Below are 26,670 nucleotides of genomic sequence, written 5' to 3'. Positions count from 1 at the left end.
GCTGCGGGTCCATGGCGGCGGCCTCGCGCGGCGAGATGCCGAAGAACCGGGCGTCGAAGGTGTCGACGCGGTCGCCGAAGGGTCCCGGCCCGGCCGTCGTCGTGTCCCGCGGTGGCGGGGCTCAGTCCTGCTTCCCGGCGCGCCGGGCCTCGTCCTGCGCGTGCTTCTCCTTGATCCGCACCGTTTCCTTGCGGACCTCGGCCTGGGTGGCGCGCTCCTTCTGCAGCCACTCCGGGTTCTCCTGCTTGATCGCCTCGATCTGCTCGGTGGTGAGCGCCTCGGTGACCCCGCCGCGCGCGAGGCCGGCGATGGAGACGCCCAGCTTCGAGGCGACCACCGGACGCGGGTGCGGGCCGTTGCGCCGCAGCTCCACCAGCCAGGCCGGCGGCTCGGCCTGGAGTGCGTTCAGCTCGGTGCGCGAGACCACGCCCTCCTGGAACTCTGCGGGGGTGGCCTCGAGGTACACACCCAGCTTCTTCGCCGCGGTCGCGGGCTTCATCGTCTGGGTGCTCTGGTGCGACGTCATGGGGTCAAGGGTATCGAGCATGTGCGCTACCTCCGACCACGACCGGTAGCCTTGCGGGGTGACAGGCTCGGATACACCCCCTTCGTTCCGGCTCGCCTACGTCCCGGGAGTGACGCCCACGAAGTGGGTGCGGATCTGGAACGAGCGGCTGCCCGACGTCCCGCTGACCCTCGTCGGCGTCCCCGCCGCCGAGGCGTTCGCCGCGCTGCGCACCAGCGACGCCGACGCCGGGTTCGTACGGATGCCCGTGGACGGGGCGGACCTCAGCGCGATCCCCCTCTACACCGAGACGACCGTCGTGGTCGTCCCGAAGGACCACGTCGTGGCCACCGTGGAGGAGATCACCACGGAGGACCTGGCCGACGAGATCGTGCTGCACCCCCTGGACGACGTCCTCCCCTGGGAGACCCTGCCCGGGCGCCCCGCCTTCGAGCGGCCCGCCACCACGGCCGACGCCGTCGAGCTGGTCGCGGCGGGCATCGGCGTCCTCGTCGTCCCGCAGTCCCTGGCCCGCCTGCACCACCGCAAGGACCTGACCTACCGGACGGTCTCCGACGCCCCCGCCTCGCGGATCGCGCTGTCCTGGCCGGAGGAGAAGACCACCGACCTGGTGGAGGAGTTCATCGGGATCGTCCGCGGACGGACCGTGAACAGCACCCGCGGCCGGCAGCCCACCCCGCCGCAGCCCAAGCAGCGCAAGGCCGCCGGGAGCGCCGGCGGCAAGACGGGCGCCAAGGCCGGCGGCGCGAAGAGCGGCGGCGGCAAGCCCGCCGCCCGCTCCGGCGGCAAGCCGGCGGCGAGGTCCGGCGGCAAGCCCGCCGCCAAGCGGGGCGGCAAGCCGCGCGGGCGGCGCTAGGCCGGGCATGACCACGGCCGGTCCTCGCGTTGCGGGGGCCGGGCCGGGCGGGCAAGGTCGGAGCATGCCCATCGCCACCGTCAACCCCACGACGGGCCGGACGCTGCTCTCCTTCGACGCCCTCGACGCCGCAGGCATCGAACGCTGCCTGGCCCTGGCCGCGCGCACGGCCGCCACGTACCGGCGCACCTCCTTCGCCGAGCGCGCCGCGCTGCTGAACCGCGCCGCGGACCTGCTGGAGGCGGAGGCCGAGGACGTCGCCCGCACCATGACCGTCGAGATGGGCAAACCGCTCGCGGCGGCCCGCGCGGAAGCCGCCAAGTGCGTCAAGGCGATGCGCTGGTACGCGGCCCGCGCCGAGTCCCTCCTCGCCGACGAGCACCCCGCCGACGCCGACGTCCGCGACGCGGGCGCCTCGGCCGTACGGGTCCGCTACCGGCCCCTGGGCGTGGTGCTCGCCGTCATGCCGTGGAACTTCCCCCTCTGGCAGGTCGTGCGCTTCGCCGCGCCCGCGCTGATGGCCGGCAACGTGGGCCTGCTCAAGCACTCGTCGAACGTCCCCCAGACGGCCCTGTACCTCGGCGACCTCTTCCAGCGGGCGGGCTTCCCGCAGGGCTGCTTCCAGACCCTGCTGATCGGCTCGGGCCCCGTCGAGGGGATCCTGCGCGATCCCCGGGTGGCGGCGGCCACCCTGACGGGCAGCGAACCGGCCGGGCGCGCGGTGGCGTCCGTCGCGGGGGACGAGGTCAAGAAGACCGTCCTGGAGCTCGGCGGCAGCGACCCGTACATCGTGATGCCCTCGGCCGACGTCGCCCGGGCGGCGCGGACGGCGGTGACCGCGCGGGTGCAGAACAACGGGCAGTCCTGCATCGCCGCCAAGCGGTTCATCGTGCACACCGACGTCTACGAGGAGTTCGCCCGCCTCTTCACCGACGGCATGCGGGCGCTGACCGTCGGCGACCCCATGGAGGAGTCCACCGATGTCGGCCCGCTGGCCACCGAGAGCGGCCGCGCCGACGTGGAGGAGCTGGTCGACGACGCCGTGCGCCACGGGGCCACGGTCCTGTGCGGGGGCCGCCGCCCGCCCGGCCGCCCCGACGGCTGGTTCTACGAGCCGACGGTGCTGGCCGACGTCACCCCGCGGATGCGCGTCGACCTGGAGGAGACCTTCGGTCCCGTCGCCACCCTCTACCGGGTGGACAGCCTGGACGAGGCCGTGGAGCGGGCCAACCGCACGCCCTTCGGACTCAGCTCCAACGTGTGGACCCGGGAGGACTCCGACCTGGAGCGCTTCGTCGCCGAGCTCGAAGCGGGCGGCATCTTCGTCAACGGGATGACCGCCTCCCACCCGGCCCTGCCCTTCGGCGGGGTCAAGCGGTCCGGGTACGGGCGGGAGCTGTCCGGGCACGGCATCCGCGAGTTCTGCAACATCACCACCGTCTGGGAGGCCGCGGAGCAGGGGTGACGGCGGCCGGTCAGCCCTCCATCAGCCCCACGACGTGCTCGGTGACCATGTCGAGGATCGCCCCGGCGGCCTTCTCGTCGCCGAGGACCAGCACGCTCAGGGTCAGCCCGTCGGTCATGGCCGCCAGGTACCGGGCCAGGACGGGGGCCGGGACCTTCGGGGCGAGCCCCATGTCCCGGCACAGCTGCCCGATCAGCTCCTCGTACGTCTGGCAGTACAGCTCGTACTGGCGGCGGGCCAGGTGCTCGAACCCGGGCCGGCGCAGGGCGTACTGGGTGAGCTCGTAGGTGAGCATGTGCTCGCCGGGCTGGGCGCCCACGTGGTCCCAGTACGCCTGGAAACCGGCCCGGACGGTCTCGCGGAGGGTGGGTTTCGGCCGGATCGCCTCCCTCACCACGGAGATGTAGTGCGCGGTGATCGCGTCGAGGACGGACTCCAGCAGCTCCTGCTTGGAGTCGAAGCAGTAGTGGAAGACGCTCAGGGACACGCCGGCCTCGGCGGCGATCGAACGGGTCGTGGTCCGGGCGACGCCGTCGCGGGTCATCGCGCGGATCGCCGCCTCGGTCAGCTGGGCGCGCCGCTCGGCCGACGGCATACGGGGCATGGAACTCCTCGGGGCGGGGGTCTTCGGGACCCGGGTACGGCGGCGGGGCCGGCCGGGTGGTCCCGGCCGGCCCCGCCGGTGGTTCAGCTGCTGTAGACGCGGACCTCGTGGAGGGAGTACCCCCACTGGGTGGCCCGCTGGACGCCCTGCACGCGCAGGTACCGGGCCGTCACACCGGCGAACCGGGCCGTGTCGAGCCCGCCGTCGCTGTCGGAGGTGGACCAGACCGTCTGCCAGTTCGTGCCGTCCGTGGAGGTCTCCAGCCGGTACGCCTTCCCGTACGCCCGCTCCCAGTCGAGGGTGACCCGCCCGATCCGGTGCGCGGAGCCGAGGTCGATGCGCAGCCACTGGCCGTCGTTCCACTCGCTGGCCCAGCGGGACCCGGAGTCGCCGTCCACGGCCCGGCCGGGGGAGTAGTCGACGAAGGGGTTCCACCACTCGGACGACGAGGCCGAGGCGGAGGAGCCGGCGGCGAGGTTCACCTCCGACCTGTGCCGCTCGGAGGCCCCCCAGGTGCCGAGGTAGGACTCGGCGCCCTTGAACAGGTCGTCCACCACGTCCTGGCCGCCGGTGAGCCGGATGTCCTCGATCCAGTCGGGGACCAGGCCGTAGTGCGAGGCGCCGTCGGTGTTGAGGTCCCAGGTGCGCTGCCCGGTGGTCTGCCGGTCGATGACGGAACCGCCGTCGGTGCTGGTGAAGGGGTACTTCACCGGGTTCGGGGTGTTCGCGCCCCGGGGGCCGGGCCAGCCGCCGACGCCGTTCATGTCGGTGCCGTAGCCGTAGCCGACCTTGTACTTGTCGCGCAGGGCGTCCGTGCGCTTGGCCTCCGCGCTGAAGGCCTCGGAGCCGCTCATGTACTGGGCCGCGAAACCGCCCAGCTTGTAGAGGCGCTCGGTCCAGCCCAGGTCCATCCAGCTGTGCGAGGAGATGACGCCCGGGTAGGACTCGGACTCCAGGATGTCGAAGGCGCGGCCCGCGGCCTTCACGCTCATGTGGTCGACTTCGAGCATCATCCCGCGCTTCATCATGCCGCGGACCGCGTACTCGCCGAGTTCGGTGAGACCGCGCTTGTTGCAGCGGGCGTCGGCGGAGTACGAGGGGACCGCGACCCCGGCCGGGAGCTCCTTCTGGGCCGCCGGAGCCGCCGCGAGGCCGATCGGGTTGTCCTTCTGCGGGCCGGCGCACTGCTCGGTCTGCCAGAAGGTGCCGGTCGACAGGAACTGGCCGACGTTGATCGCGGTGCCGAGGGCGCCCTCGTCGAAGCGGACCCCGCACAGGGCGTTGTCGAACTTGTGGCAGAGGAACATGCTGCGCACGCCCAGCTTGTACAGCTCGTCGAGGCCCCGGTCGACGTCGGCCTTGCCGCACTGGGCGATGTCGAGGATCTGCTTGCAGCCGAACGGCTCGGAGGTCTCGACCCCCATGACGACGGCCAGCTTCCCCTGCTTGATCACCTCGCGGGCCTGGTCGGAGTCGGTGACGATGCGGAACCAGCCCTTGCCCGGGCCGCCGTACATCTTGTCGACGAAGGCCTGCATGTCGTAGGTCTTCTGCGCCTCCAGGCGGATGGCGGTCATCTCGTCGCAGCCGCGGTCCTTGAAGAAGTAGACCGAGCAGATCACCCCGTTGGTGACGAGGTCGTTGACGAGGACGCGCTGCCCGCCGCGCCAGGCGCGCTCGACCCAGGCGTAGTAGTTCTGCTGGTGGGTCAGCGAGTCGTGGGCGGGCCAGTCCTTGAAGGTGGGCCAGCCGTTGGGGTCGTGCTTGCCGTCCCCGCCCTTGGTGATGAAGTCGAAGACGGCGAGGGTGCCGTCGGGGTAGTGCTCGGGGCAGTCCTTGAGGGCGTCCGCGACGCCCGCCTCGGAGAAGGGCTTGCCGCAGATCAGGCGGCCGCCGAAGCCCTCGTTGGACATCAGGTGGTCGTGCGCGTCGACGAACCCGCGCACCTTGCCCTGGGCGTCGGTGCCCTTGAAGGGCTCACCGGTGACGTTGATCGCGGAGTCGGGCTGGGGCCGGGCGGTGGGGTTCCACCAGCCGGCGTCGGCCGTGGAGCTGGTTTCGGCGGAGGAGAGGGGCGCGGGGCCGAGCAGCATGGCCAGCGCGGCGACGAGCGGTGTCAGGAGCGCGAGGCGGCGGCGCCGTCGGAGCGCGGCGCCGCGGTACGGCCGTGGGGGCGGGTGAGGGGTCAAGGTCATCACTCATGTCTTCGGTCGTCGGATGCGGCGCGGTCGGATCCGGGCATGAATTGTCATGCCCCGCACAAAGGTGGGACGAGAATCCCGACTGGCTCGAAAGGAGTCAAGAGTCCGGGACGGATGACCTGATCGGACGATGATCCGACGATGGCCGGAAAGATCAGGGCCGCGCCGGGGGCCTCCTAGCCTGCCCGGCATGCACCGCCTCCCCCTGCCCGGCCATCCGCTGGAGACCAGCCGGCTCCTGCTGAACCTGGTGACCCTCGCGTCCCTCGGCGCCGTCCTGGCGGCCGTCGTCCTCAGCGGCTACCCGGCCGGCGGCATCACCCTGCTCGTGGTCCTCGCCTGCGTCCTGGTGTGGAGCACGCGCCACCGCAAGGAGTCCCTGCGCAGACTGGAACTGCGGCGCGCCGAAGCCGTCCTCGCCCACGCCGCCCTGCTGGAGCGGCGCGAGCAGTACGCGCGCGACCGGGGCTTCGCCTACCAGGAGGCCTGCGCCGACACCGCCCTCGGCTTCGGGCGCGTCGAGCAGCACGTACCCGAGGACCCGGCCGCATGGGAGGGCGGCGCCACCATGGGGGAACGGGTCAAGGAGGCACCGCACCTGGAGCGCCTGGTCGGCCTGGCCCGGCACGCCGGCGCCCTGGTCGCCGAGGGGGTCGTGCGGATGGACCGCGAGGGCTTCCGCGTCACCGTCTTCGACCTGGAACTCGTCCACCACGGCGACTTCGACGGGCTCGTCCGGATGCTGAAGCCGGCCCGCGCGCTGGAGGTGTCCAAGGACTACGTCACCGTCTGGTCCGTGGAGCTTCCCTTCGCGCTGCCCTACGTGTCCTCCGCGTACGCCTGGGACGGCAGGCGCGACCCCGCCCTGGCCCTCGTCGAGGGGGAGGAGCGGATCGAACGGCGCGCGGAGGACCGGGAGTTCGCCGACCTGCTGCTGTCCGTGCCGGCCGTGCGCGAGGACGCCCTCTCCGACACCGCCCACCCGTGGTTCGTCGACGGCGCCCGGCTCGTCGCCTGCGCCCGGAGCAACGAGGGCGTGGACCCGCGGACCGTGGAGGCCACCGCCGCCCGCCTGGCCCGGCTCGCCGCCCGGATCCCGTGGACGGACCTGGAGCGCTTCGAGGTGACCGGCCCCGAGGACGCACGGGTACGCGCCGCCCGGATCCGCTGGACGCACCGCTGGTACGGGCAGCCCGGCGAACCCCCGACCGCCCGGGCGCTCTGGGAGGAGCGGCAGATCACCCACGCCGGGCTGCGCGCCTTCATGCCGGCCGACGAGGGCTTCGACGAGGCGGGCTGACCGCACGGCGGGCCCTGGCCGGATCCGCGCCGTGCCGGCCGGGCGTGATCATAGGGTCGGACCCATGAGCGAACAGAGTGACAACGCCGGGAGCGGCGGCTGGTCGCGGCGCGGGGTCCTGCGGGTCACCGCGGCCGGCGCGGGTGCGGTCGCCGCCGTGGGAGCCGGGGCCTCCGCCGCGCACGCCGACGGCCGCCGGCGCGGTGCGCCGACCTTCGTCCTGGTCCACGGCTCCGGGAGCAACTCCTACGGCTGGTCCCCGGTCCTCGCGGAGCTCGGCCTGCGCGGGCACCGGACGATCGCCGTCGACCTCCCGGGCCACGGCCCGGGCGCCTACTTCCCCCTCTCCTACCAGTCCCCGCAGGACCTGGAGCGGCTGGCCGCCGAGCCCTCGCCGATCGGCGGGGTCACGCTCACCGACTTCACGGAGCACGTCGTGGGCGTCGTGCGCGCCGCCCACCGCAACGGCCCGGTGGTCCTGGTCGGGCAGAGCCTGGGCGGGGCGACCCTGAACGCGGTCGCCAACCGGGTGCCCGAACTGATCTCCCACCTCGTGTACGCCTCGGCCTTCTGCCCGACGCGGCACACCTCGGTGGCCGAACTGATGACGACCCCCGAGGGCGCCACCAGCTCCCTGTTCAAGATCCCGCCCTTCCGGACCCCGCCGGACCTGGGGGTCAACCGGGTCAACTGGCGCTCCGCCGACCCGGCCTTCTTCGCGGCGGTGAAGGAGGCCCTGGCCGCCGACCGGACCGACGCCGAGGTCCGGGCGCTCCTGGCCACCCTGGAGCCCGACGAGTCCGCCGCGATCGCCGCCGCCGACTCCCGTGGGCTGGCGGACCGCTGGGGGCGGGTGCCGCGCACCTTCCTCCGGTTCACCGAGGACCGCTCGATCCCGCTCGCGCTCCAGGACCTGATGATCCGCGAGGCCGACGCGGCCACACCGCGCAACCGCTTCCGCGTACGGTCGGTCCCCGCCCCGCACGTGGGGCCGCGCGACGCCGCCGTATGGGGGGACGAGCTGGAGCCGGTCGCGGAGCTGTGCCGCTAGGAGGGCCCGGTCGTCGAAGCCGCTGCACCGGGTCGGTCCGCCGCCCGGGCGGACGCCGTACCCGGCGGGTTCCGCCCGGGCGGCCTATGGTCGAGGTATGAGCGGGACGGTCGTGGTGTACGAGTACGACGACACCCCGGGAGCGGCTCCCGGGGACGGGGCGCCGGTCCTGCGCGTGCACGCGGCGCCCGCCGCTCCCGGGCAGAGCGGCGTGCGGGGTCCGCGGACGCTGTGCGGCAAGGACACCTTCGCCATGGGGACGGCCTCCTGGCAGCCGGCCGGTCACCCAGGCTCCGGCTGGTACCCCCGGGAGTACGCGGACCGGGTCTGCCCCGCGTGCGACGACGCGGCCGACGGGTGATGGTCAGCGGCCGCCGGGTGCCATGTCGTAGGTGACCCACATGGTCCGGGTGGCCACCTGGTCGTACTTGGAGCGCGCCCGGTGGTTGTCGTCCGCGGTGATCCACCGCACCACGCTCCAGCCGCGCTCGGCGGCGAGCTCGCGCAGGGCACCGAGCAGCAGGTCGGCGGCGCCGGAACCGCGGTGCTCGGGGGCCACGAACAGGTCGTCCAGGAAGCAGCCGACGGTCGCGGACAGCGGCCGGGCGAAGGGCCGGTAGTGCGCCAGCCCCAGCAGCCGTCCCTCGGCGTCCTCGGCCACCAGGGCGCCGACCTCGTGCCCGGGGTCGTTCACCCACCCCCACACGGTGGCGGCCGCCTCCTCGGTCTGCTCCACCCGGTAGAAGTCGGCGTAGCCCCGGTACAGGGCACGCCACTGGGCGAAGTCCCCGGGCTGGACGGCGCGGACCTTGATGTCGGACATGTGCGGCAACTCCTGTGATCGACGGTCGGACGCAACGTAGCAAGCGCCCGGCGCCGCCACACCTGTCCACGGAGGTGTCCCGCCCGCCGCCCTTTTCGACGCGATGGCGGATTGTCAATCACCTGGACGGGTGAATGGCCCGCCAATTTGCGGGCGAGGCGAAACTCGGGCTTCGTCACGATCCGGCGTTGTTATTTAACAGCGCCGGATTCGTGCAGGCGTGCCATGCAACCCCCCTGCGGATGAAGGATCCGACCGCGAGCTCCTCAGTCCTGTCCGTCGTGCCATCGTGGGCTCACGAACAAGCCGTCGCGGTAGGGGAGTTGGCCATGGGGTCGAGGCTGCCGCGATATTGCCGAAAGGGCCTCGATCGTGACCTCTCCTGTGGAATCCTCGGACTCGGGTGGCGGGCGCAGGCGGCGTCGCCATAGGCGGAGGCGTCGCGAATTGGGGCGCACCTTCGCCCTCGTCCGTCTTGGCGCGCTCTGTTGGGGCCTCTTCGATGACAGTCCGATCGTACGCACCGTACAGGCGCCCCTGGCGTGGCTTGTCGAGTTCTTTCGTGAATCGGAGTGATGCGAGGTCATGACAGACGTCGAGACGCAGTCCCCCTTTCCCCTGCCCCCATCCCGCGAGCGGCAGTCCGCCTGGATCGACGCCGTCCTGGCGACGGACGGGGTCAATGTCCCGCGCGCGGCGCTGGAGAACGTCGCGCCGTTCATCGTGGCGCCCGAGGAGACCCTCGGCGAGCCGGACGCCAGCGGTGTGCGCAGGGTCAAGGGGGCTTCGGTGCGGCGCATCCGTACCGACGCGGGTGACATGGTGCTGCTCGTCGTGCGCATGCACGGCGCGGGTGGCGTGCAGTGGAGCCACAACGAACGCATCAGTTCGATCTGGCGTTCCGTCGCGGACCCGACCGTGGGTCAGGGGACGGAGAAGGCGCTCGCCTCCGTGCTTCCCTGGAGTGAGGTGGATGCCCAGGGCCGCGAGTGCTTCCTGGCCGCACTCAGGAGCGGTGCCAAGAACCGCCAGGCCCTCCTCATGGACGCAGAAGACGCGGCCGACGCGCTGTTGAAGCGCGACAAGGTGCGGCCGTACGACCTTGAGGAGGACCTCGTCCTCAATGGTCAGCAGGAACCCGGAATGTATGTTCCGCAGCAAGTCCTGCTCCAGGAACCGCCCGAATCGAACGCCCAGGGGGAGCCGCTTCACCCGAATGCGTTCTGGGGGTGGATGGCCGTCCGCGGAAATAATCGAACGCAAAAACGTCAGTCGATTTTCGGTTTGAGGTCCGGTGAGGTACTCACCGGCGTTCCGGCGGAGAAGCTGGGAAGGCAGGGTAACGGGACCGTCTGGGAGCCGCACGAGTGGCTCACGGAGTTCTCCACCCTCCTGAACAGGGAGTACGCGGAAGCCGCGGAGGATCTGGACCCCAAGAACGCGCCGAGGGCCCGCCGCGCCGCAGCCGTCGCCGTGGTGGACGCCCACCTCGTCGTCGGCAGCCCGACCCCGCAGCGGCTCTACCGCATCGTGCAGATGAGCAACCGCAGGGACCACGTCCATCCCCCGTTGGAGTTCGACCCCGTCGACCGTTCCCGGGCCCTGGGGCGCAGCGTGCTCGGGATGTACGTCGCGCGCGGGCTCATGGACGAGAAGACCGCCGAAGTGCTTTCGGGGCTGGCTCCCGTACGCGAACTCCCGGGCGCCACACCGGAGATGTCGGTCGCCGACTTGCGCGACCTGCGTTCCATGGCCCTCCTGCAAGAGCTGTTTCCGGTCGATCCCCAGAAGAGGCACCTCCTGCGCCGTGCGCTCAGTGAGGGGCCCCCGTCCCAGCTGAAGACGGAGGAGATCAACCAGCGGGCGAGGGCCTGGTCGGCCCTGACGTCGCTGAGTTATCCGGAACCATGGAATCCGCGCATTGGGCAGATCTTCACCAGCAAGGCCCGTGAGGGGATCGTCCTGTCCGGCCGCTCCCTCCCGGACCTGCTGGAGGCGGCCGGCACCGACGACGAGGCCTTCGAGGAACTCGTCTCGTACCGGGCCGCGCACTGGCTGGCGTCCTTCGCCATCGTCGAGCCGGACCGGGGGTCCCTCGACGGGCAGGAGGTCATCGGGGAGTCGGGCGAGCGCCACCGCAGGGCGCGGCGCGGAGTGCCGAACGTCCTCCAGGCGCTGCGCAATCAGAGGGCGCGAGCGGTCGGGGTCCTGAAGTCGCTCGTCGACGCCATGGAGGACGGCGACCGGATGCCGTGGCAGGTGAGCGCGTCCGGGATGCAGATGGACGGGAGGCCGATGGCCCCCTTCTGGCTCGACCTCGCCTTCCCCAAGGAGACCGGTACGCGCCCGCGCAAGACGGCGGCTCCCGCACCGGTTCCGCCCCCCGCCCCCGCCCCCGCCCCCGTCCCCGCCCCCGTCCCGCCGCGCCAGGCTCCCGCGCCGGAGCCGACGGGGCTCGCTCCGGAGGAGGCCGCCGCCGGGGCCGACGAGGACCTCACTCCGCCACCCGCACCGGCACCCGCAGCCGTGCCGGCGGTGCCCGCGGCCCGGCCCCAGGCCGAAGGGGCGGCCGGTGACGAAGCCGCCGGGCCGCCCCCGGCCGCCGACCTGCTCTCCCGCGTCGAGGCCCGGATCCGCGAGGTGCACGCGGGAACCGCCGAGATCCGGCTGCTCCTCACCGAGCTGAAGGAGCGCGCCGGGGATCCCTCGGCAGCCGCGCCCATCGAACGCGGGAGGGCCGACGCCGCCGTGCGCCTGCTGAACCAGACGGTCGCCCGGCTGCGCGAACTGCCGGAACTCGTCGAGGTGATGGCGGAGGCCGACTGAGTGCACGGGGCGGAGCCCGGTCCGGTGGTCGCCGGGCCGGGCTCCTGGGTGGTGCGGGTGGTGTGCCGTCGGGTCAGCTCGTCTGGAGGGTCACGTCGTCCACCACGAAGGAGGTCTGCAGTGACTGGTCCTCCACGCCCTTGAACTGCAGGACGACGGTCTGCCCGGCGAACTGGGAGACGTCGTAGCTCTTCAGCGTGTAGCCGGAGCCCGCGTCCAGGTTGGACAGGGTCGCCAGGGTCTGGCCGCCCACCGAGACCGTGAAGGTGTCGTAGGCGACGTTCTCGTTCTCGTCGGTGTCGATGTGCAGGTAGAAGGAGAGCCGGCCGGAGGCGCAGCCGGCGGGCAGGGTCAGGGACTGCGAGGCGCTGTCCGTGCGGGAGCTGCCCCAGCCGTTCAGCCAGGCCATGTACGAGCCGCCGTGCGGGAGCTGGCCGGACTGGTTGGTGATCACTCCGGAGGTCGCGGACCACGGGGCGGAGCCGCTCTCGAAGCCGCCGTTGGCGACGACCTGGGCCGGGGTGCAGGTGCCGCCGCCCCCGCCGACGGTCAGTGTGTACGTGGTGCTGTGGCTGACGGAACCGGTGCCGGTGACGGTCAGGGTGTGCGTGCCGGCCGGGGTGCCCGCGGCGACCTGGACGGAGAGGGTGGCGGACTGGCCGGACTGGACCGAGGCCGGGCTGACGGTCGCGGTCACGCCGGAGGGGGCGCCGCTCACGGACAGGGCGACGGTCTGCGCGCTGCCGCTGACGGTGGCGGTGTTCACCGTGGAGCTGACGGAGCCGCCCGGGTTGGCGGAGCCGGCGGCCGGGCTGGTGGCGATGGAGAAGTCGTTGGCGGGGGTGCCGCCGCCGACGGCCGTGTTCCAGATGGCGTACGCGACGCCGTCGGCGCTGCGGTCGAGGACGGTGGCGCTGATGTTGGACGGGGTGTCGCAGGCGCTGTGGTAGCAGGAGTCGTACGCCGCGTTCGCGGTGCCGCCCCACTTCGCCGCCTGCGCGGAGGTCTTGCGGGCGCTGGCGCCGGCGGCGTAGCCGGAGGTGGGGATACCGGCCTGCTGGAAGGAGTAGTCGTCACTGCGGCCCTGGCCCTCGGTGTTCTCCTCGGGGGCGAGGTTCAGCGAGGTCCAGTACGCCTTCAGCGGGGCGGCGGTGGCGGAGTTGACGTTGTTGATGAAGTAGCCGCCGTTGGTCGAGCCGACCATGTCGAAGTTGTAGTAGCCCTTGATGGCCGCCCGCTGGGCGCTGCTGAGCTGGTTGACGTAGAACTTCGAGCCGTTGAGGCCCTGCTCCTCGTCCGTCCACCAGGCGAACCGCACGTGCTGGGTCATCGTCGGGTTCTTCTGCGCCAGGACGAGGGCGTTCTCCAGCAGGGTCGCGGAGCCGGAGCCGTTGTCGTTGATGCCCGGTCCGGCCGAGACGCCGTCGAGGTGGGCGCCGAACATCACGGTCTTGTCGGCGGGGCCGCCCGGCCAGTCGGCGATCAGGTTGTTCGACGGGTAGGTGCAGGAGGTGCAGGCCTGCTCGGTGACGGTGTAGCCGGCGGCCTGCAGCTTGCCCTTCACGTACGCGAGGGACTGGGTGTACCCGGCGCTGCCGGCCCGGCGGTTGCCGCCGTTCTGCGAGGCGATCGTGCCGAGCTGGGCCAGGTGCGCCTGGACGTTGGCGACGCTGATGTCGGGCGCGGTCGGGTCGGGCTGGGTGCCGCCCACGGTGAGGGCGTAGTCGACGGTGTGCGCGAGGGACGCGCCCTGGCCCTTGACGGTGACGGTGGAGGCCCCCGGCGCCGTGTTGGACGAGGCCGAGAGGGTCAGCGTCGAGGACTGCCCGGACTGCACGGTGGCCGGGTTGAAGGAGGCGGTGACGCCGGCGGGCAGGCCCGTCGCGGTGAGGGTCACCTGCTGGGCGGAGCCGCTGGTGGTGCTGGTGGCCACGGTGGTGGTGGTGGAGCCGCCCTGCTGGACGGTGCCGGAGGCCGGGTTCAGGGAGAGCGAGAAGTCGTTCTGCCCGCTCGGGGTGCAGGTCGGGTCACCGCTCTGGGCGGGCACGCTGATGGCGTCCCAGGCGGCCTTGGTCTTGTTGAACAGGTTGCAGGTGGCGTCCAGGGACTTGGCCGAGCTCAGGGTCGCCGTCCGGTACTTCTTGTAGGACATGCTGCTGGTCTTGAGGAGCATGCCGCCGTAGAAGATCTTGCCGGCGTTCTGGGCGCCGACACCGGTCAGCGTGGTCTGGTTGCAGGTGCTGCTGCTGGGCTTGCCGCCACCGGGGTTGGTGCCCTCGGCCAGCAGGTAGAACCAGTGGTTGAGCGGCCCGGCCGCCTTGTGCACCTCGGTGCCGGGGATCGCGGAGCTGTAGCAGGCCGGGTCGTTGTTGACGGCCGGCGGGTCGTACATGTTGCGGATCGGGCCGCGGCCCTGGAGGTTGATGACCTCGCCGACCGTGTAGTCGGGGGTGTCGTACGGGGCCGGCTCGTTGACGTACGCCTCGGTCAGCGCGCCGAAGATGTCGCCGGTGGCCTCGCCCAGGCCGGCCTCCTGGCCGCTGGTGCCGCCGGGGGTGTTGGAGTCGATGGCGTGCCCGTACTCGTGGGCCACCACGTCTATGCCGGCGATCCACTCGTTGGCGCTGTTGCGGCCGATGGTGACCGAGCTGCCGTCCCAGTAGGCGTTGAGGTCGCTCAGGCCGACCTTGCCCGGGAAGCTGCGGCCGTTGCCGCTGACGCCGTTGCGGCCGAGCCACTGGGAGAGCATGTCCCACTGCTTCTGCGCGGCGAACATCAGGTCCGTGCACCCGGTCTCCTTGGAGGTCGGGTTGCCGGTGCCCCAGGAGTCCGAGGACTTGCTGAAGACCGTTCCGGTGCTGTAGTCCGCGCAGCTCAGACCCGGGCGGTTCGGGTCGCGCAGGGAGTACGTGCCACCGGAGGCGGTGGTGTCGATCGTCAGCGGGTTCGGCCCGTTCCACTTGCTGTTGCCGGTGCCGGCCACGACGTCGTCGTGGCGGTCGACGACCTTCCCGGTGCGGGCGTCCACGAAGACGTGCAGCCGGCTGGGCGCCGTACGGGTGCGGCCGATGAGCACGGTCTCCCAGGCCAGTACGGGCTTGTCGTCCTTGAGCCGGACGACGAGCCGGCTGCTCTCGACCTTGTCCACCTTCTCCAGCTCGCGCCGCGAGGAGGCCTCGGCGGCCTTCGCGTCGACGTCCGGGGTGGTCGCCACGTCGATCACCGTCGCGGAGGCCGACTGGAGCGCGCGGACCCGGCCCTCGCCGTCCGCGAGGACGACCGCGTCGCCGCCGACGACCGGCAGGCCCCGGTAGCTGCGCTCGTACGCGACGGAGTAGAGGTCCTTCACCCAGGGGGTGACCAGGCGTCGTTCGTACTGCTGGCGCGGGGAGTTGACCAGGGTGTCGAGTCCGCTGCGGACGGCCGCGTCCGCGGCGGCCACGGCCCGCTCGGCCTTGGACTGGCGGGGTGGTACGGGATCCGGCTGCGCGGCCGACGCGGTGCCGGCCAGCGCGCCGGCGAGGCTCGCGGTCAGCGCGAGGGCTGCCACGGACGCCGTCCATCTGGTGGGCTGCACGAGTCCACTCCGATCGTGTGTGGGGGGTGGGTGGCGGTACGCGTCGCCGAGTATGAGCGTGGACATGGCGAGATTGGGACATCCCTGCAGCCATAAGGCGCGGGTTATGGTGCGCTGCCGCGGTGCTTCGTAAGCTGCCCGGATGCAGCTGGAGTTGAGGCATCTGCAAGCCGTCTGCCGGATCGCGGAAGCGGGCAGTCTGGGGGAGGCGGCCAGGCGGCTGGGGATCTCGCAGCCGGCGCTCTCCGCCCAGCTGCGCCGGATCGAGGCGGTCACCGGCGGGGAGCTCTTCGCCCGGGGCCGCCACGGGGTGGAGCCCACCGCCCTGGGGCACTTCGTGCTGGCCAGGGCGCGCCGCGTGCTGGGCGAGATGGCCGCCCTCGGCGCCGAGGCCCGCGCGCTGGCGGCCGACGCCCCGCTCCGGCTCGGCTGCATCCTGCTGGTGCTCCTGGACGGCCTGCTCGCCCGGACCGACCAGGCCCTGTCCGGGCGCGAGGTCACCGTCGACCTGGAGGACTCCGTCACGGCACTGGTGCGGATGCTCGGCGCCGGCCAGTACGACGTGATCGTGTACGGCGAGGTGAACGACTACGAGGTCCCGCTGCCCAGGGGGGTCACGGCTCGCACGGTGGTGCCCCAGGAGCCGTTCTGCATCCGGATGTCCTCGGGGCACCGCCTCGCGGGACGCACCGTCCTGGAGCTGGCCGAGCTGGCGGGGGAGCAGTGGATGACCCTGGTGGAGGACGACGACGGCGGCCCCGAGGCCCTGGTCGAGGCCTGCGCGAAGGCGGGCTTCGTCCCCTCGCTGCGCCACCGGATCACCGACCGCCAGATGCGGCACGACCTGATCGCCGCGGGCCGCGCGATCGCCCTCTGCCAGCCCACGGCCCCGCCCGTGGCCGGGACCGTGATGCGCCCCCTGGCCGGCACGCCGGTCACCGGCCGCATCCGCCTCGCCTGGAACCGCTCGGCGGTCCCGGCGCAGCAGGCCGAGCGGCTCCACCGCGCGGCGGTCGCCGCGTACCTGGCGAACGTGGACAACAACGACTTCCACCGGGAGTGGTGGGACGCTCACCCGGAAGCCCGGCCGGTGCTCGACTGAACCGGAGAGGCCGCAGCTCAGGCCCGGTACGGCCGGCGCCGGCGGCGCTGGGGCGGTCCCCCCTTGAAGGAACGATCCGGCGGCGGGTTAGCATATGAGCGCCGCCTAGCTCGAAAGATAACGTCTGTGACTGTCAACGAGGACTCGTTCGCCAACTGGAAGACCCGCGAGGAGATCGCGGAGTCGATGATCCCCCTCATCGGGAAGCTGCACCGGGAACGGGACGTCACGATCCTGCTCCACAGCCGCTCCCTGGTGAACAAGTCGGTCGTGAGCATTCTCAAGGCCCACCGCTTCGCCCGGCAGATCGACGGCGAGGAGCTGTCGGTCACCGAGACGATGCCGTTCCTCCAGGCCCTCACCGCCCTCGACCTGGGCCCGTCCCAGATCGACATCGGCATGCTCGCCGCCACCTACAAGACCGACGACCGCGGTCTGTCGGTCGAGGCCTTCACCGCCGAGGCCGTCGTCGGCGCCACCGGCGAGAACAAGATCGAGCGCCGCGAGGGACGCGACGTCGTCCTCTACGGCTTCGGCCGCATCGGCCGCCTCGTCGCCCGCCTGCTCATCGAGAAGGCCGGCTCCGGCAACGGCCTGCGCCTGCGCGCCATCGTCGTGCGCGGCGGCGGCGACGCCGACCTGGTCAAGCGCGCCTCGCTGCTGCGCCGCGACTCCATCCACGGCCAGTTCCAGGGCACCATCACGGTGGACGAGGCCGCGGGCACGATCGTCGCGAACGGCAACACCATCAAGGTGATCTACGCGAACGACCCGTCCGAGATCGACTACACCGAGTACGGCATCAAGGACGCCATCCTCATCGACAACACGGGCAAGTGGCGCGACCGCGAGGGCCTCTCCAAGCACCTGCGCCCGGGCATCGACAAGGTCGTCCTGACGGCCCCCGGCAAGGGCGACGTCCCGAACATCGTCCACGGCGTCAACCACGACACCATCAAGCCGGACGAGCGCGTCCTGTCCTGCGCCTCCTGCACCACCAACGCGATCGTCCCGCCGCTGAAGGCGATGGACGACGAGTACGGTGTGCTCCGCGGCCACGTGGAGACCGTCCACTCGTTCACGAACGACCAGAACCTGCTGGACAACTACCACAAGGCCGACCGCCGCGGCCGCTCCGCGCCGCTCAACATGGTCATCACCGAGACCGGCGCCGCCTCCGCCGTCGCCAAGGCGCTGCCCGACCTCAAGGCCCCGATCACCGGCAGCTCGATCCGCGTCCCCGTCCCGGACGTCTCGATCGCCATCCTGAGCCTGCGCCTGGGCCGCGAGACCACCCGCGAAGAGGTCCTGGAGTACCTGCGCGGCGTCTCGCTCCACTCGCCGCTCAAGCGCCAGATCGACTTCACCACCGCGCCCGACGCCGTCTCCATGGACTTCGTGGGCTCGCGCCACGCCTCCATCGTCGACGCCGGTGCCACCAAGGTCGACGGCGACAACGCGATCCTCTACCTCTGGTACGACAACGAGTTCGGCTACTCGTGCCAGGTGATCCGCGTCGTCCAGCACGTCTCCGGGGTGGAGTACCCGACCTACCCGGTCCCGCAGGTCTGATCCCGCGCATCGCCTGATCCGGTGCCCCGCCGACTCCCGTCGGCGGGGCGCCGTGCGTTTCCTAGACTGGTCCGGTGACCGAGAACGCGCTTCCCCCCTGTCCCGAATGCTCCGGCCCCTACGCCTACGAGATGGGCGCCCTGCTCGTCTGCCCCGAATGCGGGCACGAATGGCCCCTCACGGCCGACGAGGACGGCGACGCCCCACGGGAGCGGGTCGTCAAGGACTCGGTCGGGAACGTGCTCGCCGACGGGGACACCGTGACCGTGGTGAAGGGCCTGAAGGTGAAGGGCCACCCGACCGGGATCAAGGCGGGCACCAAGGTCCGGGGCATCCGCCTCGTCGACGGAGTCGACGGCCACGACATCGACTGCAAGATCGACGGCTTCGGCGCCATGCAGCTGAAGTCGAGCGTGGTGAGGAAAGGCTGATTTCCCACTGACGCCCCTCCCCTTTTCCGCCCCCGTCCACCTCTGGTGGGCGGGGGCGTCGCCGTATCCGGACCGGCCATTGCCGCCCCATTGCCGCCGCATTCCGGCCACGCCGGCTCAAGCCTGCCGATCCGGTGCCCGGTGGGGAGGGTTTTTCCGTGAAATCCCGCCACTTGCCGTACGGGTTCGGAAATGCGGCTGGATCTCCGCTCTAGTGGACCTTCGGGCGGCCCGGGTGATCCTGAGTCCGGGTCGGCCGCACGAGTGGCCGGATGTCATCGATATCCGGTCGGGCCGCAACCCGAGAAAATCCGGCATTCCCTCCGACGGCCCGCGAGCCGTTTCACCGGCCTGCGGAAAACCGCCCGGCGAACAATCCGGCTTCCCCATCCACATGTAGGGAGACACTCATGTCCGACACCACGCGCACCACCGAATTCGCCTTCGAGGACCTCGACCTGGACCTCGGGGACCTCACCGTCACCGCCATGCGGGACACCGTCGCGCTCCCCGAGGGCGGCGCGTCCTGGGGCTCCTGCTCCTGCCAGGCCTCCTCCTCCTGCAACAAGCCGCACATGGACACGCCGCTCGGCTGACCTTCCCGCGACCGAACGCACACCCGCCACACGGAAACCGCTTCCCGCCGCACCCCGCGTGCGGCGGGAAGCCCGCGCGCCACACCCACAGGAGGGGACCGGCATGCCGCAGCAGCAGCACCGCACGCCGGCCGAGGCCGAAGCCGAGGCCGACGGCTACCGGGTGCGGGCCGCGCCGTACGCGCTGGTCCGCGCCACCGTACTGACCCATCCCGCCCAGACACCGGACGCCGCCGCGTTCCGCACCCTGCTCGCCCGCCTCCACGAGACGGAGCGGCGACTGCTGGAGACCGCCGCACCGCTCTGCGACGACCTCCACGACAGCCGGGCCGGGCACCCCGCCGCCCTCCACCGCGACGTGGTCCTCCCGCTGCGCCGCGCCCTGCACAACGGACGCGAACCCCGGCCCGCCCTGCTGGAGCGCCTCGGCGACCTCCCGGAACGGCTGCCCCGGCTCGCCGGCTGGCTCGCCCTGCGCGAACGCCGCACCGCGCTCCTCGCCGCCCTCACGGCCGCCGCCGCACCGGCCCTGGCGGCCGAGCGCGACGCCCTGGCCGTCCTCTGCCGCGAACCGGCCCTCGCCAAGGCCGTCGCCCTCACCAGCACCGACCTGCTGCGCGCCGTGGAACGGGCCGCCGCCGGGACCCGGGACCGCCGGACCCGCAAGGAGGAGGCGGCCGTCCTGCGCTACGCCCTGCGGGCCAGCACCAAGACCAGCCCGCTGTCCTGGTTCACCGCCGTCGGCTGGGGCCCGCTGCCCCCGGAGCAGGACCCCGCCGTCGCCTCCTGGGGGCGGGCGCCCCTGCTGGACGGCCCGCTCCTGCCGGTCGTACGGCCCAGCCGGACCCTGACCACCGCCCTCACCCTCGCCCTCCTGGACGCCCCGCACCGCCGGGCCGCCCTGCCCCACCGCATCACCAGCACCGCCCGTACCGCCGGCGGGCGGGCCGCGTACTCCCGGGACCGGACCGCCTTCGCCGGGGGCCGCTACCTCGTGGCCGGCGAGGACGAGGCCGAGCTGCCCGCCACCGGCCCGCTGGGCCTGGTCACCGAACGGGCCCGGAACCCCGTGCCGCTGGACGAGCTGACCGGACTGCTGGCCGCCGCCCTGAAGGGGGCCGGGGCGGGGGCCGGCGGCGACGGCCGGGCCGCCGCGGCCGGCTTCCTCGCCCGGCTCGCCGACGCCGGGCTGCTGGTCCCCGGCGAACCCGTCCCGCCGCAGGACCCCGACCCGCTGGAACGCCTCGCGCACTGGCTGCGCTCCCCGGACGGCGCCGGCGCCGGGGAGGAGGCCGCCGCCGACGCCGCCCACGCCGGGCGCCTCGGCGAACTCGCACGGCTGACCTCCGGCTTCGCCGACACCCCCGCCGCCGGCCGCCCCGCCCTGCTCTCCACCCTGTCCGACCGCTGGGCGCAGGCGCTGGCCGCCGCCGGCCGCCCCGTCCCGGCCGTGTCCGCCCCGCTCAGCGCCGTCTCCGAGGACGTGGTCGCCCCGCACCCGCTCGACCTCGGCGGGTTCCTCGGCGCCGCCGACCACGAGGCCCTCCGCGAGGTGTCCCCGCTGGCGGAACTCTTCGACCTCGGCCACCTCCTGCGCCGCGTCGTACGCGACCGCTTCGTCGCCCGCTACGGCCCCGGCGGCACCTGCCACCACCCGTGGGAGTTCGGGGCCGAGGTCGCCGAAGCCTGGGAGGCCGCCGGCCGGCTCTCCGCCCTCGGCCCGGCCGACGCCCTCCCCACCGGCACGGCCCCGCTGGCGGCCCTGCGCGCCGAGGCCGTCGCCGCCGTCCGGGAAGCCGCGCACGGCGGCCCGTACGCCGGCCCGTACGCCGGCCCGGCCGGGGCCGCCGAGCTCGTCCTGCCCCCGGACCTCCTCAAGGGCCTCGGCGACCGGCTCCCCGACTGGGCCCTGTCCCGCCCGCTCAGCCACGCGTACTTCCTCCAGCGCGACCCCCGCCGCGGCCTGCTCTGCGTCAACCAGGTCTACGGCGGCTGGGGCCGCTTCACCAGCCGGTTCCTCGACACCCTCGACCCCCGCGCCGCCACCGAGGTCTCCCGGCAGGTCCGCCGGGCCCTCGGCCCCGACGCCCGGGCCGCCCAGATCCGGCCCGTCGGCGGCTTCAACGCCAACCTCCACCCCCTCCTCGTCCCCGACGAGATCGGCCCCGACCGCCGCTGGAGCTCCCTCGGCGAAGCGGACCTGGACCTCGTCCACGACGAGACCGACGACCAGGTGCGCCTGCGGCTCCGCGACACCGGCGAACTCCTCGACGTGCTCTACCCCGGCTTCCTCTCACCGGTGCTGCTGCCGCGCCGCCTCGGCGCCCACCTCGCCGACCAGCCCCACGGCATCGTCGACCTCCGCCCGCTCGTCCCCCGCACCGCCCTCACCGCGCCCGGCGGCGGCACGGTCACCCACACGCCCCGGCTGCGCCACCGCCACGTGGTCCTGCGCCGCCGCCGCTGGCTGCTCCCGCCCGGCGCCGTCGAGCGGCTGCGCGCCGACCTCACCGCCGGCGGCGAGGTCCCGGCGGAGGCCGCCGCCAGCTGGCGCGCCGCCCTGGGCCTGCCCGAACAGCTCTTCCTGCACCCCGCCGCCACCGCCCCCACCGGCCGCCCCGCCGAGGACTTCCTCAGCGGGCTGAGCCGTCCCAAACCCCAGCTCGTCGACCTCGGCAACGCCCTGCACCTGCGCTGCCTGGCCAAGTGGCTCTCCCGCCACGGCGGCGGCGCCGTCCTCGAAGAGGCACTGCCCGCACCCGGCGCCCAGGACGCGCCCGCCCGCGCCGTCGAACTCGTACTGGAGGTCTACCGGGCCGGACGGACCCGATGACCCGCCCCCGGACAGCAGAGGAACCGACCATGCCGGCACCCACCAGCCGCGCCCTCGACGTGATCGCCTACCACCACCACCCGGTCAAGGCCCCGCTGCTGCGCGAGGCGCTGCTGCCGCTCGCCGCCGCCGGCACACGGCAGGGGCTCGCCGCCCACGTCGAGCGGCACTGGCTGTACGGCCCCCACCTGCGGCTGCGCCTCCAGGGCCCGGCCGGCCGGGTGGAAGCCGCCGCCGGGTCCGCCGCCTCCGCGATCCGCGACTGGCTCCGCCTGCACCCCTCGCGGAGCGACCGCACCGAGGCCGAACTGCTCGCGGCGGCCGCCGAGGCGGGGCGCGCCGAACTCGTCCCCCCGCCCTACGGGCCGATCACCCCGGACAACACGGTCCGCGTCGAGCCCGCCGACCGGTCCTCCGTACGCGCCCTGCTCGGCGACGACGGCGCGGCCCTGCGCGACGACCTGCTGCGCGACGGGCTCGACGCGCTGCGGGCCGGCGCCGGCTTCCTCGGCGACCGCGGCGACGACGAGCGGGCCCGGATCCGGCTCGCGGTCACCGCGCTCGCCGCGCACGCCGCCGCCCACCCCGACGGCCTGGCCGGCGGCCACTGGTCGTACGTCTCCCACCTGGAGGACTTCCTCCTCCACGACGACCCCGGCGGACGGCTGAGGGCCTCCTTCGACCGGCAGTGGGAGCGCGCCGGGGACACCGTCACCGCGCTCGTCGCACGGATCGCCGGCGGCGGCGCCCACGGCTGGGAACGGTCCTGGGCCGACTTCTCCGCCGGAGCCCGGCAGCTGGCCCGCTCCCGGTACGAGGCCGGCGCCGACCTGTACGGCAGCGCGCCCGCCTACCGGGACCGGGCCGCCGCCACCGGCGACCGGGCAGCGGCCGAACGCTGGGACCCGGACACCCGTACCCGCTACAGCGAGTTCCACCGGCTGCTGAGCCGCGCCGACCCGGGCGGGGCCATGTTCACCGACCCCGACTACCTGGTCCACCGGGCCGGCACCAACGCCCTCTACCGGCTCCTCGCCATCTGCGACGTCCGCCCCCTGGAGCGGTACCTCGCGGCGCACCTGGTGGTCCGCACCGTCCCCGCGCTGACCGGCTCCGACTGGCGCACGGAACTCGACGCGCTCGTCGCCGCCGCGGAGCGCGGCGCATGACCGCCGCCCGGGACGCGCGAAGGCTCCGGCCGGGCGTCGCCGTGACCCCGCTGCGGGCCGGCCTCCACCTGCGGGGCCGGGCCGGCAGCGTCACCCTGGAGGGCAGCGCCGCACTGCCCGCACTGTGGCAGTGGGTGGAGGGGCCGCTGCGGGCCGGCGCGCTCGACGACCACCTCGACGCGGCCGCGGCCGGCCCGGCGCTGCGCACCGCGGTGGAGACCCTGCTCGGGCAGCTGGACGCCCACGGCCTGCTCGTGTCCGAGCCCGACGGGTACGCGGACCAGCGCCACGACCCCGTCGCGCTGTGGCTCGGGGCGGCCGCCGAGCGGCCCGCCGCCGCCCTCGCCGCCCTCGGCGCGGCCCGGGCCGAGGTGCTGGCCGGTGACCCCGGGGGGCCCTTGGCCCGGGCCGCCGGGCGGGCGCTGGAACTGGCCGGTGTACCCGTCACCCGCACCGCCGACCCGGCCCTGCCCGAGGGCCGGGTACTGCTCCACCTCCACGGCACCGGGCCGGTGCGCGCCCTCGCGGCCGGGCTCCGCCCCGACGGCGGCTACGCCACCGCCCCCGGCAGCCCGGCCCGGGCCCGCGCCGACGCGGCCGCCCTGGAGACCCGGCTCGACGCCGGCCGGAACCCCGGCGAAGGCGACACCGGGAGCGGTGCCGAGGGCCCCGGCGGGGTCGGCGGCGAGGCCCCCGGCGAAGGCGGTGCCGGTGCCGGCCCGGTGCTTGCCCCGCTGCTCGGCGGGGCCGCCGCGCACCGGCTGCTGTGCGCGGCCGCCGGGCTTCCCGACCCGGCCGGCGAAGGCGGCGACGAGCGGCTGCTGCCCGGCCTCCCGGCGGTGCTCCTCGCCGAGGCCGCGCCCCTGCGGGCCGAGTACCGCACCTGGCCCGGGCCCCGCCTGCCGGCCCCCGACCGCGGGCCGGGCCTCGCCCCCGCGGCCACCCTCGGCGAAGCCCTCCGGCGGCTGTCGGCCCTGACCGACGAGCGCTGCGGCGCCCTGCCCGCCCCGCTCGCGGCCGGCCTGCGCCAGCTCCCGGCGCCCCTCGCCGCCTGCGAACTCCCCGGCGACGGCCCGGTCCGCCGGCGCCTCACCGCCGGGGCGCCGCGGCTGGACCTGGCCCGCCTGGAGCTGCTGTGCCGGGCGGCGGAACTGCTGCTGCCCGCGCCGGGCGGCACCGTCGGCGCGAACCCCGGCCACGCCCGGGGCCGGGCCCTGCGCGCCGCCTTCGCCCGCCGCGCGGCCCGGACGCCCGGCGGGATCCCCGGAGCCGTGGACGCCGCCGGACCCGAGTGGTCCGGGCACCCGCAGTTCCGGCACTGGTGGCACACCCTGACGGCCCGTCTGGAGGTGCCCGCCCGGATCCGGGTGCGGCGGGCCGGTGCGCACGGGGTGCACCACGCCGTGGTCCGCCGGGCCGGGGACGCGGGGGTGCTGGGGGAGGCCGTGGAGGCCACCGCGGCCGACGCGGCCGCCTTCGCCGCGCTCGCCGCCGTGGCCGCCGTCCAGGCGGGCGGGCCCGGTGACGGCCTGCCCTCCGGCGGCGCCGTCGCCCCGCTGGCCGCGGCCGGTGCCCGCGCCGCCGGCTGGGAGGACGACGGCTGGACCGGCCGCTGGCTGGCCGGCACCGCCGAACGCGAGGCGGCCTTCCAGGAGGCCCTGCGCCGCCTGACCGGACCGCCCCGCCACACCGCGGCCGGCGCCCCGGCCCGGGACGGCGAACTCCCGGAGCTGTTGCGGGCCTTCGGGTTCACCGTCCTGTACACCCCCGAGGAGCCGTGATGACCACAGCCGTCCGCCCCGCCCCGGCCGCCGCCGACGCCTTCTCCGCCGCCCTCTCCGCCGTCCTGCCCGTCCCGGTCCTCGACGCCGCAGCCGCCCTGGCGGCCACCGCCGGTCCGGCCGCCGTCCTGCTCACCGACTGGACGCGGGGGCTCGCCGAGGAGCTGAGCCGGCACGCGCTGGCCCACCCCGTGGCCCTGGTGCCCGTACGCTTCGACGGACCGCTCGCGGTGGTCGGACCGCTGCTCGCACCCGGCGCACCGGCCTGCCTGTGCTGCGCCGAGTACCAGCGCCTGGCCACCGCCGGCGGACGCGTGCCCCGGCAGAGCCCGAAGCTGGCGCTGGCCGGCGTACCGTCCCCGGCGCTGACCGGGTCCCTCGGCGCCCTCGTACGCGACCTCCTGGACGGCCACGCCCGGCCGGAGCCCGCCCAGGACCCGCCGACGGCCGCCGTCCACCTGCTCCACCAGGACCGCGGGACCTGGTCCGGCCACCGGATCCGCCCGGTCGGCGGCTGCGCCGTCTGCCACCCGCTGCCCGCCGACTCCGCCGCCCCGCCGGCCCCGCTGCCCGCCGCGCCCCGCCCCCTGCCCGACCCGTACCTGCTGCGCGCCCCCAACCCCCGCACCACCGCGGCCGGGTTGCGCGCGGCCCTGTACGACGAGCGGTTCGGGCCGGTCCGCGGCCTGTTCCGCGCGGAGGACTCCGCCTTCTGCCTGACCAGCGCCCTCGTCACCGACGACCGGGGCGTCGACGACGGCGGCCACGGCCGGGCCGGGGACTTCGCCGACAGCGAGCGGATCGCCCTCTTCGAGGCCGTCGAACGGTACGCCGGGATGCGCCCCACCGGCCGCCGCAGCGACCTGCGGGCCTCCTTCGCCGAACTCGGCCCCGACCGCGCCCTGGACCCCGAACGCCTCGGCCTGCCCGACCCCGCCCACCACGGCCACCCGGCCTCGCCGACCGTCCCCTACACCCCCGGCCTGGAACTGGACTGGGTCCGGGGCTGGTCCCTCACCCGGCGCCGGGAGATCGCCGTCCCCGAGCACGTGGCGTACTGGGACCCGCCCGGCGAGGGCCGCCCGCGCGTCGTGTACGAGTCCTCCAACGGCTGCGGCCTCGGCAACAGCCCCGAGGAGGCCGCGCTCTACGGCCTGTTCGAGGTCGCCGAGCGCGACGCCTTCCTGATGGCCTGGTACACCGCCACCCCGCTGCGCCGCGTCCAGCCGCCGCCCGAGGACACCGACACGGCCCTGCTCGCCGACCGGGCCGCCCTGGCCGGCTACCGGCTCCTGCTGCTCGACGCGACGAACGACTTCGGGATCCCGGCCGTCGTCGCCGTCTGCCGCTACGAGGGCTCCCACCCCGACGCCCCGCGGATGTTCCTCGCCGCCGGCGCCCACCACGACCCGCGCGCCGCGATCCGCTCCGCGGTGGCCGAGGCCGTCACCAACGTGCTGGAGTCCGCGCAGCGCGCCCTCGCCGAGGACCGCCCGCGCGATCCCGGACGGCTGCGCCCGATGCTGGACCGCCCCGAGCTGGTGGTCACCCTCGACGACCACGTCGGGGTCAACGCCCTGCCCGAGGCGGCCCCGAGGCTGGAGTTCCTCTTCGCCGACACCCCCTGCCTGACCGTCGCCGAGACCTGGCCGGGAGCGCCCGGGCCGGTCACCGACCTCTCCGCCCTGCTCACCGCCACGGTGGACCGGCTGGCGGCGGCCGGCCTGGAGGTGGTCACCGTCGACCAGACCGAGCCCGGACTGCGCCGGCGCCTCGGCCTGCACTGCGTGAAGACCGTCGTCCCCGGCTCGCTGCCGATGACCTTCGGGCACGTCAACCGCCGCACCCGGGGCCTGCCCCGGCTGCTGGAGGTGCCCCACCGGCTGGGCCGCACGGACCGGCCGCTGCGCCACGAGGACCTCGCCCTCCACCCGCACCCCTTCCCCTGACCCCCCGT

General features: G+C 74.1%; 19 protein-coding genes and 1 pseudogene. 14 read left to right on the top strand and 6 right to left on the bottom strand.

Annotation, left to right across the window (positions count from 1 at the left end):
- Positions 1 to 82 (bottom strand): annotated as a pseudogene (locus tag ACQKM2_RS14850) (beta-ketoacyl synthase N-terminal-like domain-containing protein); the annotation flags it as partial.
- Between the two features lie 39 nt (positions 83 to 121).
- On the bottom strand, positions 122 to 526 hold the full coding sequence (locus ACQKM2_RS14845; protein WP_427709734.1) for a DUF5997 family protein: 405 nt from the start codon (positions 524 to 526) through the stop codon (positions 122 to 124).
- Between the two features lie 58 nt (positions 527 to 584).
- On the opposite strand from ACQKM2_RS14845, the gene ACQKM2_RS14840 reads away from it, so the two are divergent.
- Positions 585 to 1,382, top strand: coding sequence for a LysR substrate-binding domain-containing protein (locus tag ACQKM2_RS14840; RefSeq protein ID WP_427709732.1), 798 nt, complete (start codon positions 585 to 587; stop codon positions 1,380 to 1,382).
- 64 nt (positions 1,383 to 1,446) lie between these two features.
- Positions 1,447 to 2,847: an NADP-dependent succinic semialdehyde dehydrogenase gene (locus ACQKM2_RS14835; protein ID WP_427709730.1), complete on the top strand. Its 1,401-nt coding sequence runs from the start codon at positions 1,447 to 1,449 to the stop codon at positions 2,845 to 2,847.
- Positions 2,848 to 2,857: 10 nt separating this feature from the next.
- Here ACQKM2_RS14835 and ACQKM2_RS14830 read toward each other — a convergent pair whose 3' ends face one another.
- Together ACQKM2_RS14830 and ACQKM2_RS14825 are read right to left on the bottom strand one after the other, a co-directional pair.
- Positions 2,858 to 3,451 carry a TetR/AcrR family transcriptional regulator gene (locus ACQKM2_RS14830; protein WP_427709728.1) on the bottom strand — a complete coding sequence of 198 codons (594 nt, stop codon included), beginning with the start codon at positions 3,449 to 3,451 and terminating at the stop codon, positions 2,858 to 2,860.
- Between the two features lie 83 nt (positions 3,452 to 3,534).
- The gene (locus tag ACQKM2_RS14825; protein ID WP_427709928.1) at positions 3,535 to 5,544 is read right to left on the bottom strand and encodes a discoidin domain-containing protein; all 2,010 of its coding nucleotides are present in this window, start codon (positions 5,542 to 5,544) and stop codon (positions 3,535 to 3,537) included.
- A gap of 298 nt (positions 5,545 to 5,842) precedes the next feature.
- On the opposite strand from ACQKM2_RS14825, the gene ACQKM2_RS14820 reads away from it, so the two are divergent.
- From ACQKM2_RS14820 to ACQKM2_RS14810, 3 genes are all read left to right on the top strand, one after another.
- Complete coding sequence (locus ACQKM2_RS14820; protein ID WP_427709726.1) at positions 5,843 to 6,952, top strand: hypothetical protein; 1,110 nt, start codon at positions 5,843 to 5,845, stop codon at positions 6,950 to 6,952.
- Between the two features lie 64 nt (positions 6,953 to 7,016).
- Entirely contained in the window at positions 7,017 to 8,003 is a 987-nt protein-coding gene (locus ACQKM2_RS14815) for an alpha/beta fold hydrolase (RefSeq protein WP_427709724.1), read from the top strand.
- Positions 8,004 to 8,100: 97 nt separating this feature from the next.
- Positions 8,101 to 8,364, top strand: a complete 264-nt coding sequence (locus tag ACQKM2_RS14810; protein WP_427709723.1) for a hypothetical protein — start codon at positions 8,101 to 8,103, stop codon at positions 8,362 to 8,364.
- A gap of 3 nt (positions 8,365 to 8,367) precedes the next feature.
- Here the strand turns inward: ACQKM2_RS14810 and ACQKM2_RS14805 are convergent, their stop codons facing one another.
- Complete coding sequence (locus tag ACQKM2_RS14805) at positions 8,368 to 8,826, bottom strand: N-acetyltransferase family protein (RefSeq protein WP_427709722.1); 459 nt, start codon at positions 8,824 to 8,826, stop codon at positions 8,368 to 8,370.
- A gap of 585 nt (positions 8,827 to 9,411) precedes the next feature.
- On the opposite strand from ACQKM2_RS14805, the gene ACQKM2_RS14800 reads away from it, so the two are divergent.
- On the top strand, positions 9,412 to 11,652 hold the full coding sequence (locus ACQKM2_RS14800) for a hypothetical protein (RefSeq protein ID WP_427709721.1): 2,241 nt from the start codon (positions 9,412 to 9,414) through the stop codon (positions 11,650 to 11,652).
- A gap of 73 nt (positions 11,653 to 11,725) precedes the next feature.
- Here the strand turns inward: ACQKM2_RS14800 and ACQKM2_RS14795 are convergent, their stop codons facing one another.
- On the bottom strand, positions 11,726 to 15,202 hold the full coding sequence (locus ACQKM2_RS14795; RefSeq protein ID WP_427709926.1) for a M28 family peptidase: 3,477 nt from the start codon (positions 15,200 to 15,202) through the stop codon (positions 11,726 to 11,728).
- A 169-nt stretch (positions 15,203 to 15,371) separates the two neighbouring features.
- On the opposite strand from ACQKM2_RS14795, the gene ACQKM2_RS14790 reads away from it, so the two are divergent.
- The 8 genes from ACQKM2_RS14790 (at position 15,372) to ACQKM2_RS14755 (ending at position 26,662) form a co-directional block, all read left to right on the top strand.
- A complete protein-coding gene (locus ACQKM2_RS14790) occupies positions 15,372 to 16,331 on the top strand; it encodes a LysR family transcriptional regulator (protein WP_427709719.1) in 960 nt (319 codons plus the stop codon).
- 126 nt (positions 16,332 to 16,457) lie between these two features.
- Entirely contained in the window at positions 16,458 to 17,903 is a 1,446-nt protein-coding gene (locus ACQKM2_RS14785) for a glyceraldehyde-3-phosphate dehydrogenase (RefSeq protein WP_427709717.1), read from the top strand.
- 74 nt (positions 17,904 to 17,977) lie between these two features.
- On the top strand, positions 17,978 to 18,334 hold the full coding sequence (locus ACQKM2_RS14780) for a zinc ribbon domain-containing protein YjdM (protein WP_427709715.1): 357 nt from the start codon (positions 17,978 to 17,980) through the stop codon (positions 18,332 to 18,334).
- A gap of 410 nt (positions 18,335 to 18,744) precedes the next feature.
- On the top strand, positions 18,745 to 18,930 hold the full coding sequence (locus tag ACQKM2_RS14775) for a thiazolylpeptide-type bacteriocin (protein ID WP_427709714.1): 186 nt from the start codon (positions 18,745 to 18,747) through the stop codon (positions 18,928 to 18,930).
- Positions 18,931 to 19,033: 103 nt separating this feature from the next.
- Positions 19,034 to 21,763 carry a lantibiotic dehydratase gene (locus ACQKM2_RS14770; protein WP_427709712.1) on the top strand — a complete coding sequence of 910 codons (2,730 nt, stop codon included), beginning with the start codon at positions 19,034 to 19,036 and terminating at the stop codon, positions 21,761 to 21,763.
- Between the two features lie 29 nt (positions 21,764 to 21,792).
- A complete protein-coding gene (locus tag ACQKM2_RS14765; protein WP_427709710.1) occupies positions 21,793 to 22,932 on the top strand; it encodes a lantibiotic dehydratase C-terminal domain-containing protein in 1,140 nt (379 codons plus the stop codon).
- Positions 22,929 to 24,713 (top strand): hypothetical protein, encoded by a 1,785-nt coding sequence (locus tag ACQKM2_RS14760; protein ID WP_427709708.1) that lies wholly within the window; start codon positions 22,929 to 22,931, stop codon positions 24,711 to 24,713. The genes ACQKM2_RS14765 and ACQKM2_RS14760 overlap by 4 nt, the downstream gene beginning before the upstream one ends.
- Positions 24,713 to 26,662, top strand: a complete 1,950-nt coding sequence (locus ACQKM2_RS14755; RefSeq protein WP_427709706.1) for a TOMM precursor leader peptide-binding protein — start codon at positions 24,713 to 24,715, stop codon at positions 26,660 to 26,662. The genes ACQKM2_RS14760 and ACQKM2_RS14755 overlap by 1 nt, the downstream gene beginning before the upstream one ends.
- The last annotated feature ends 8 nt before the right edge of the window (positions 26,663 to 26,670 follow it).

The sequence above is a fragment of the Streptomyces sp. NPDC004126 genome, from assembly GCF_050275515.1.
GTDB lineage: Bacteria > Actinomycetota > Actinomycetes > Streptomycetales > Streptomycetaceae > Streptomyces.
Note: the sequence above shows the minus strand (reverse complement) of the source record. Positions and strands in the feature narration are given on the sequence as shown.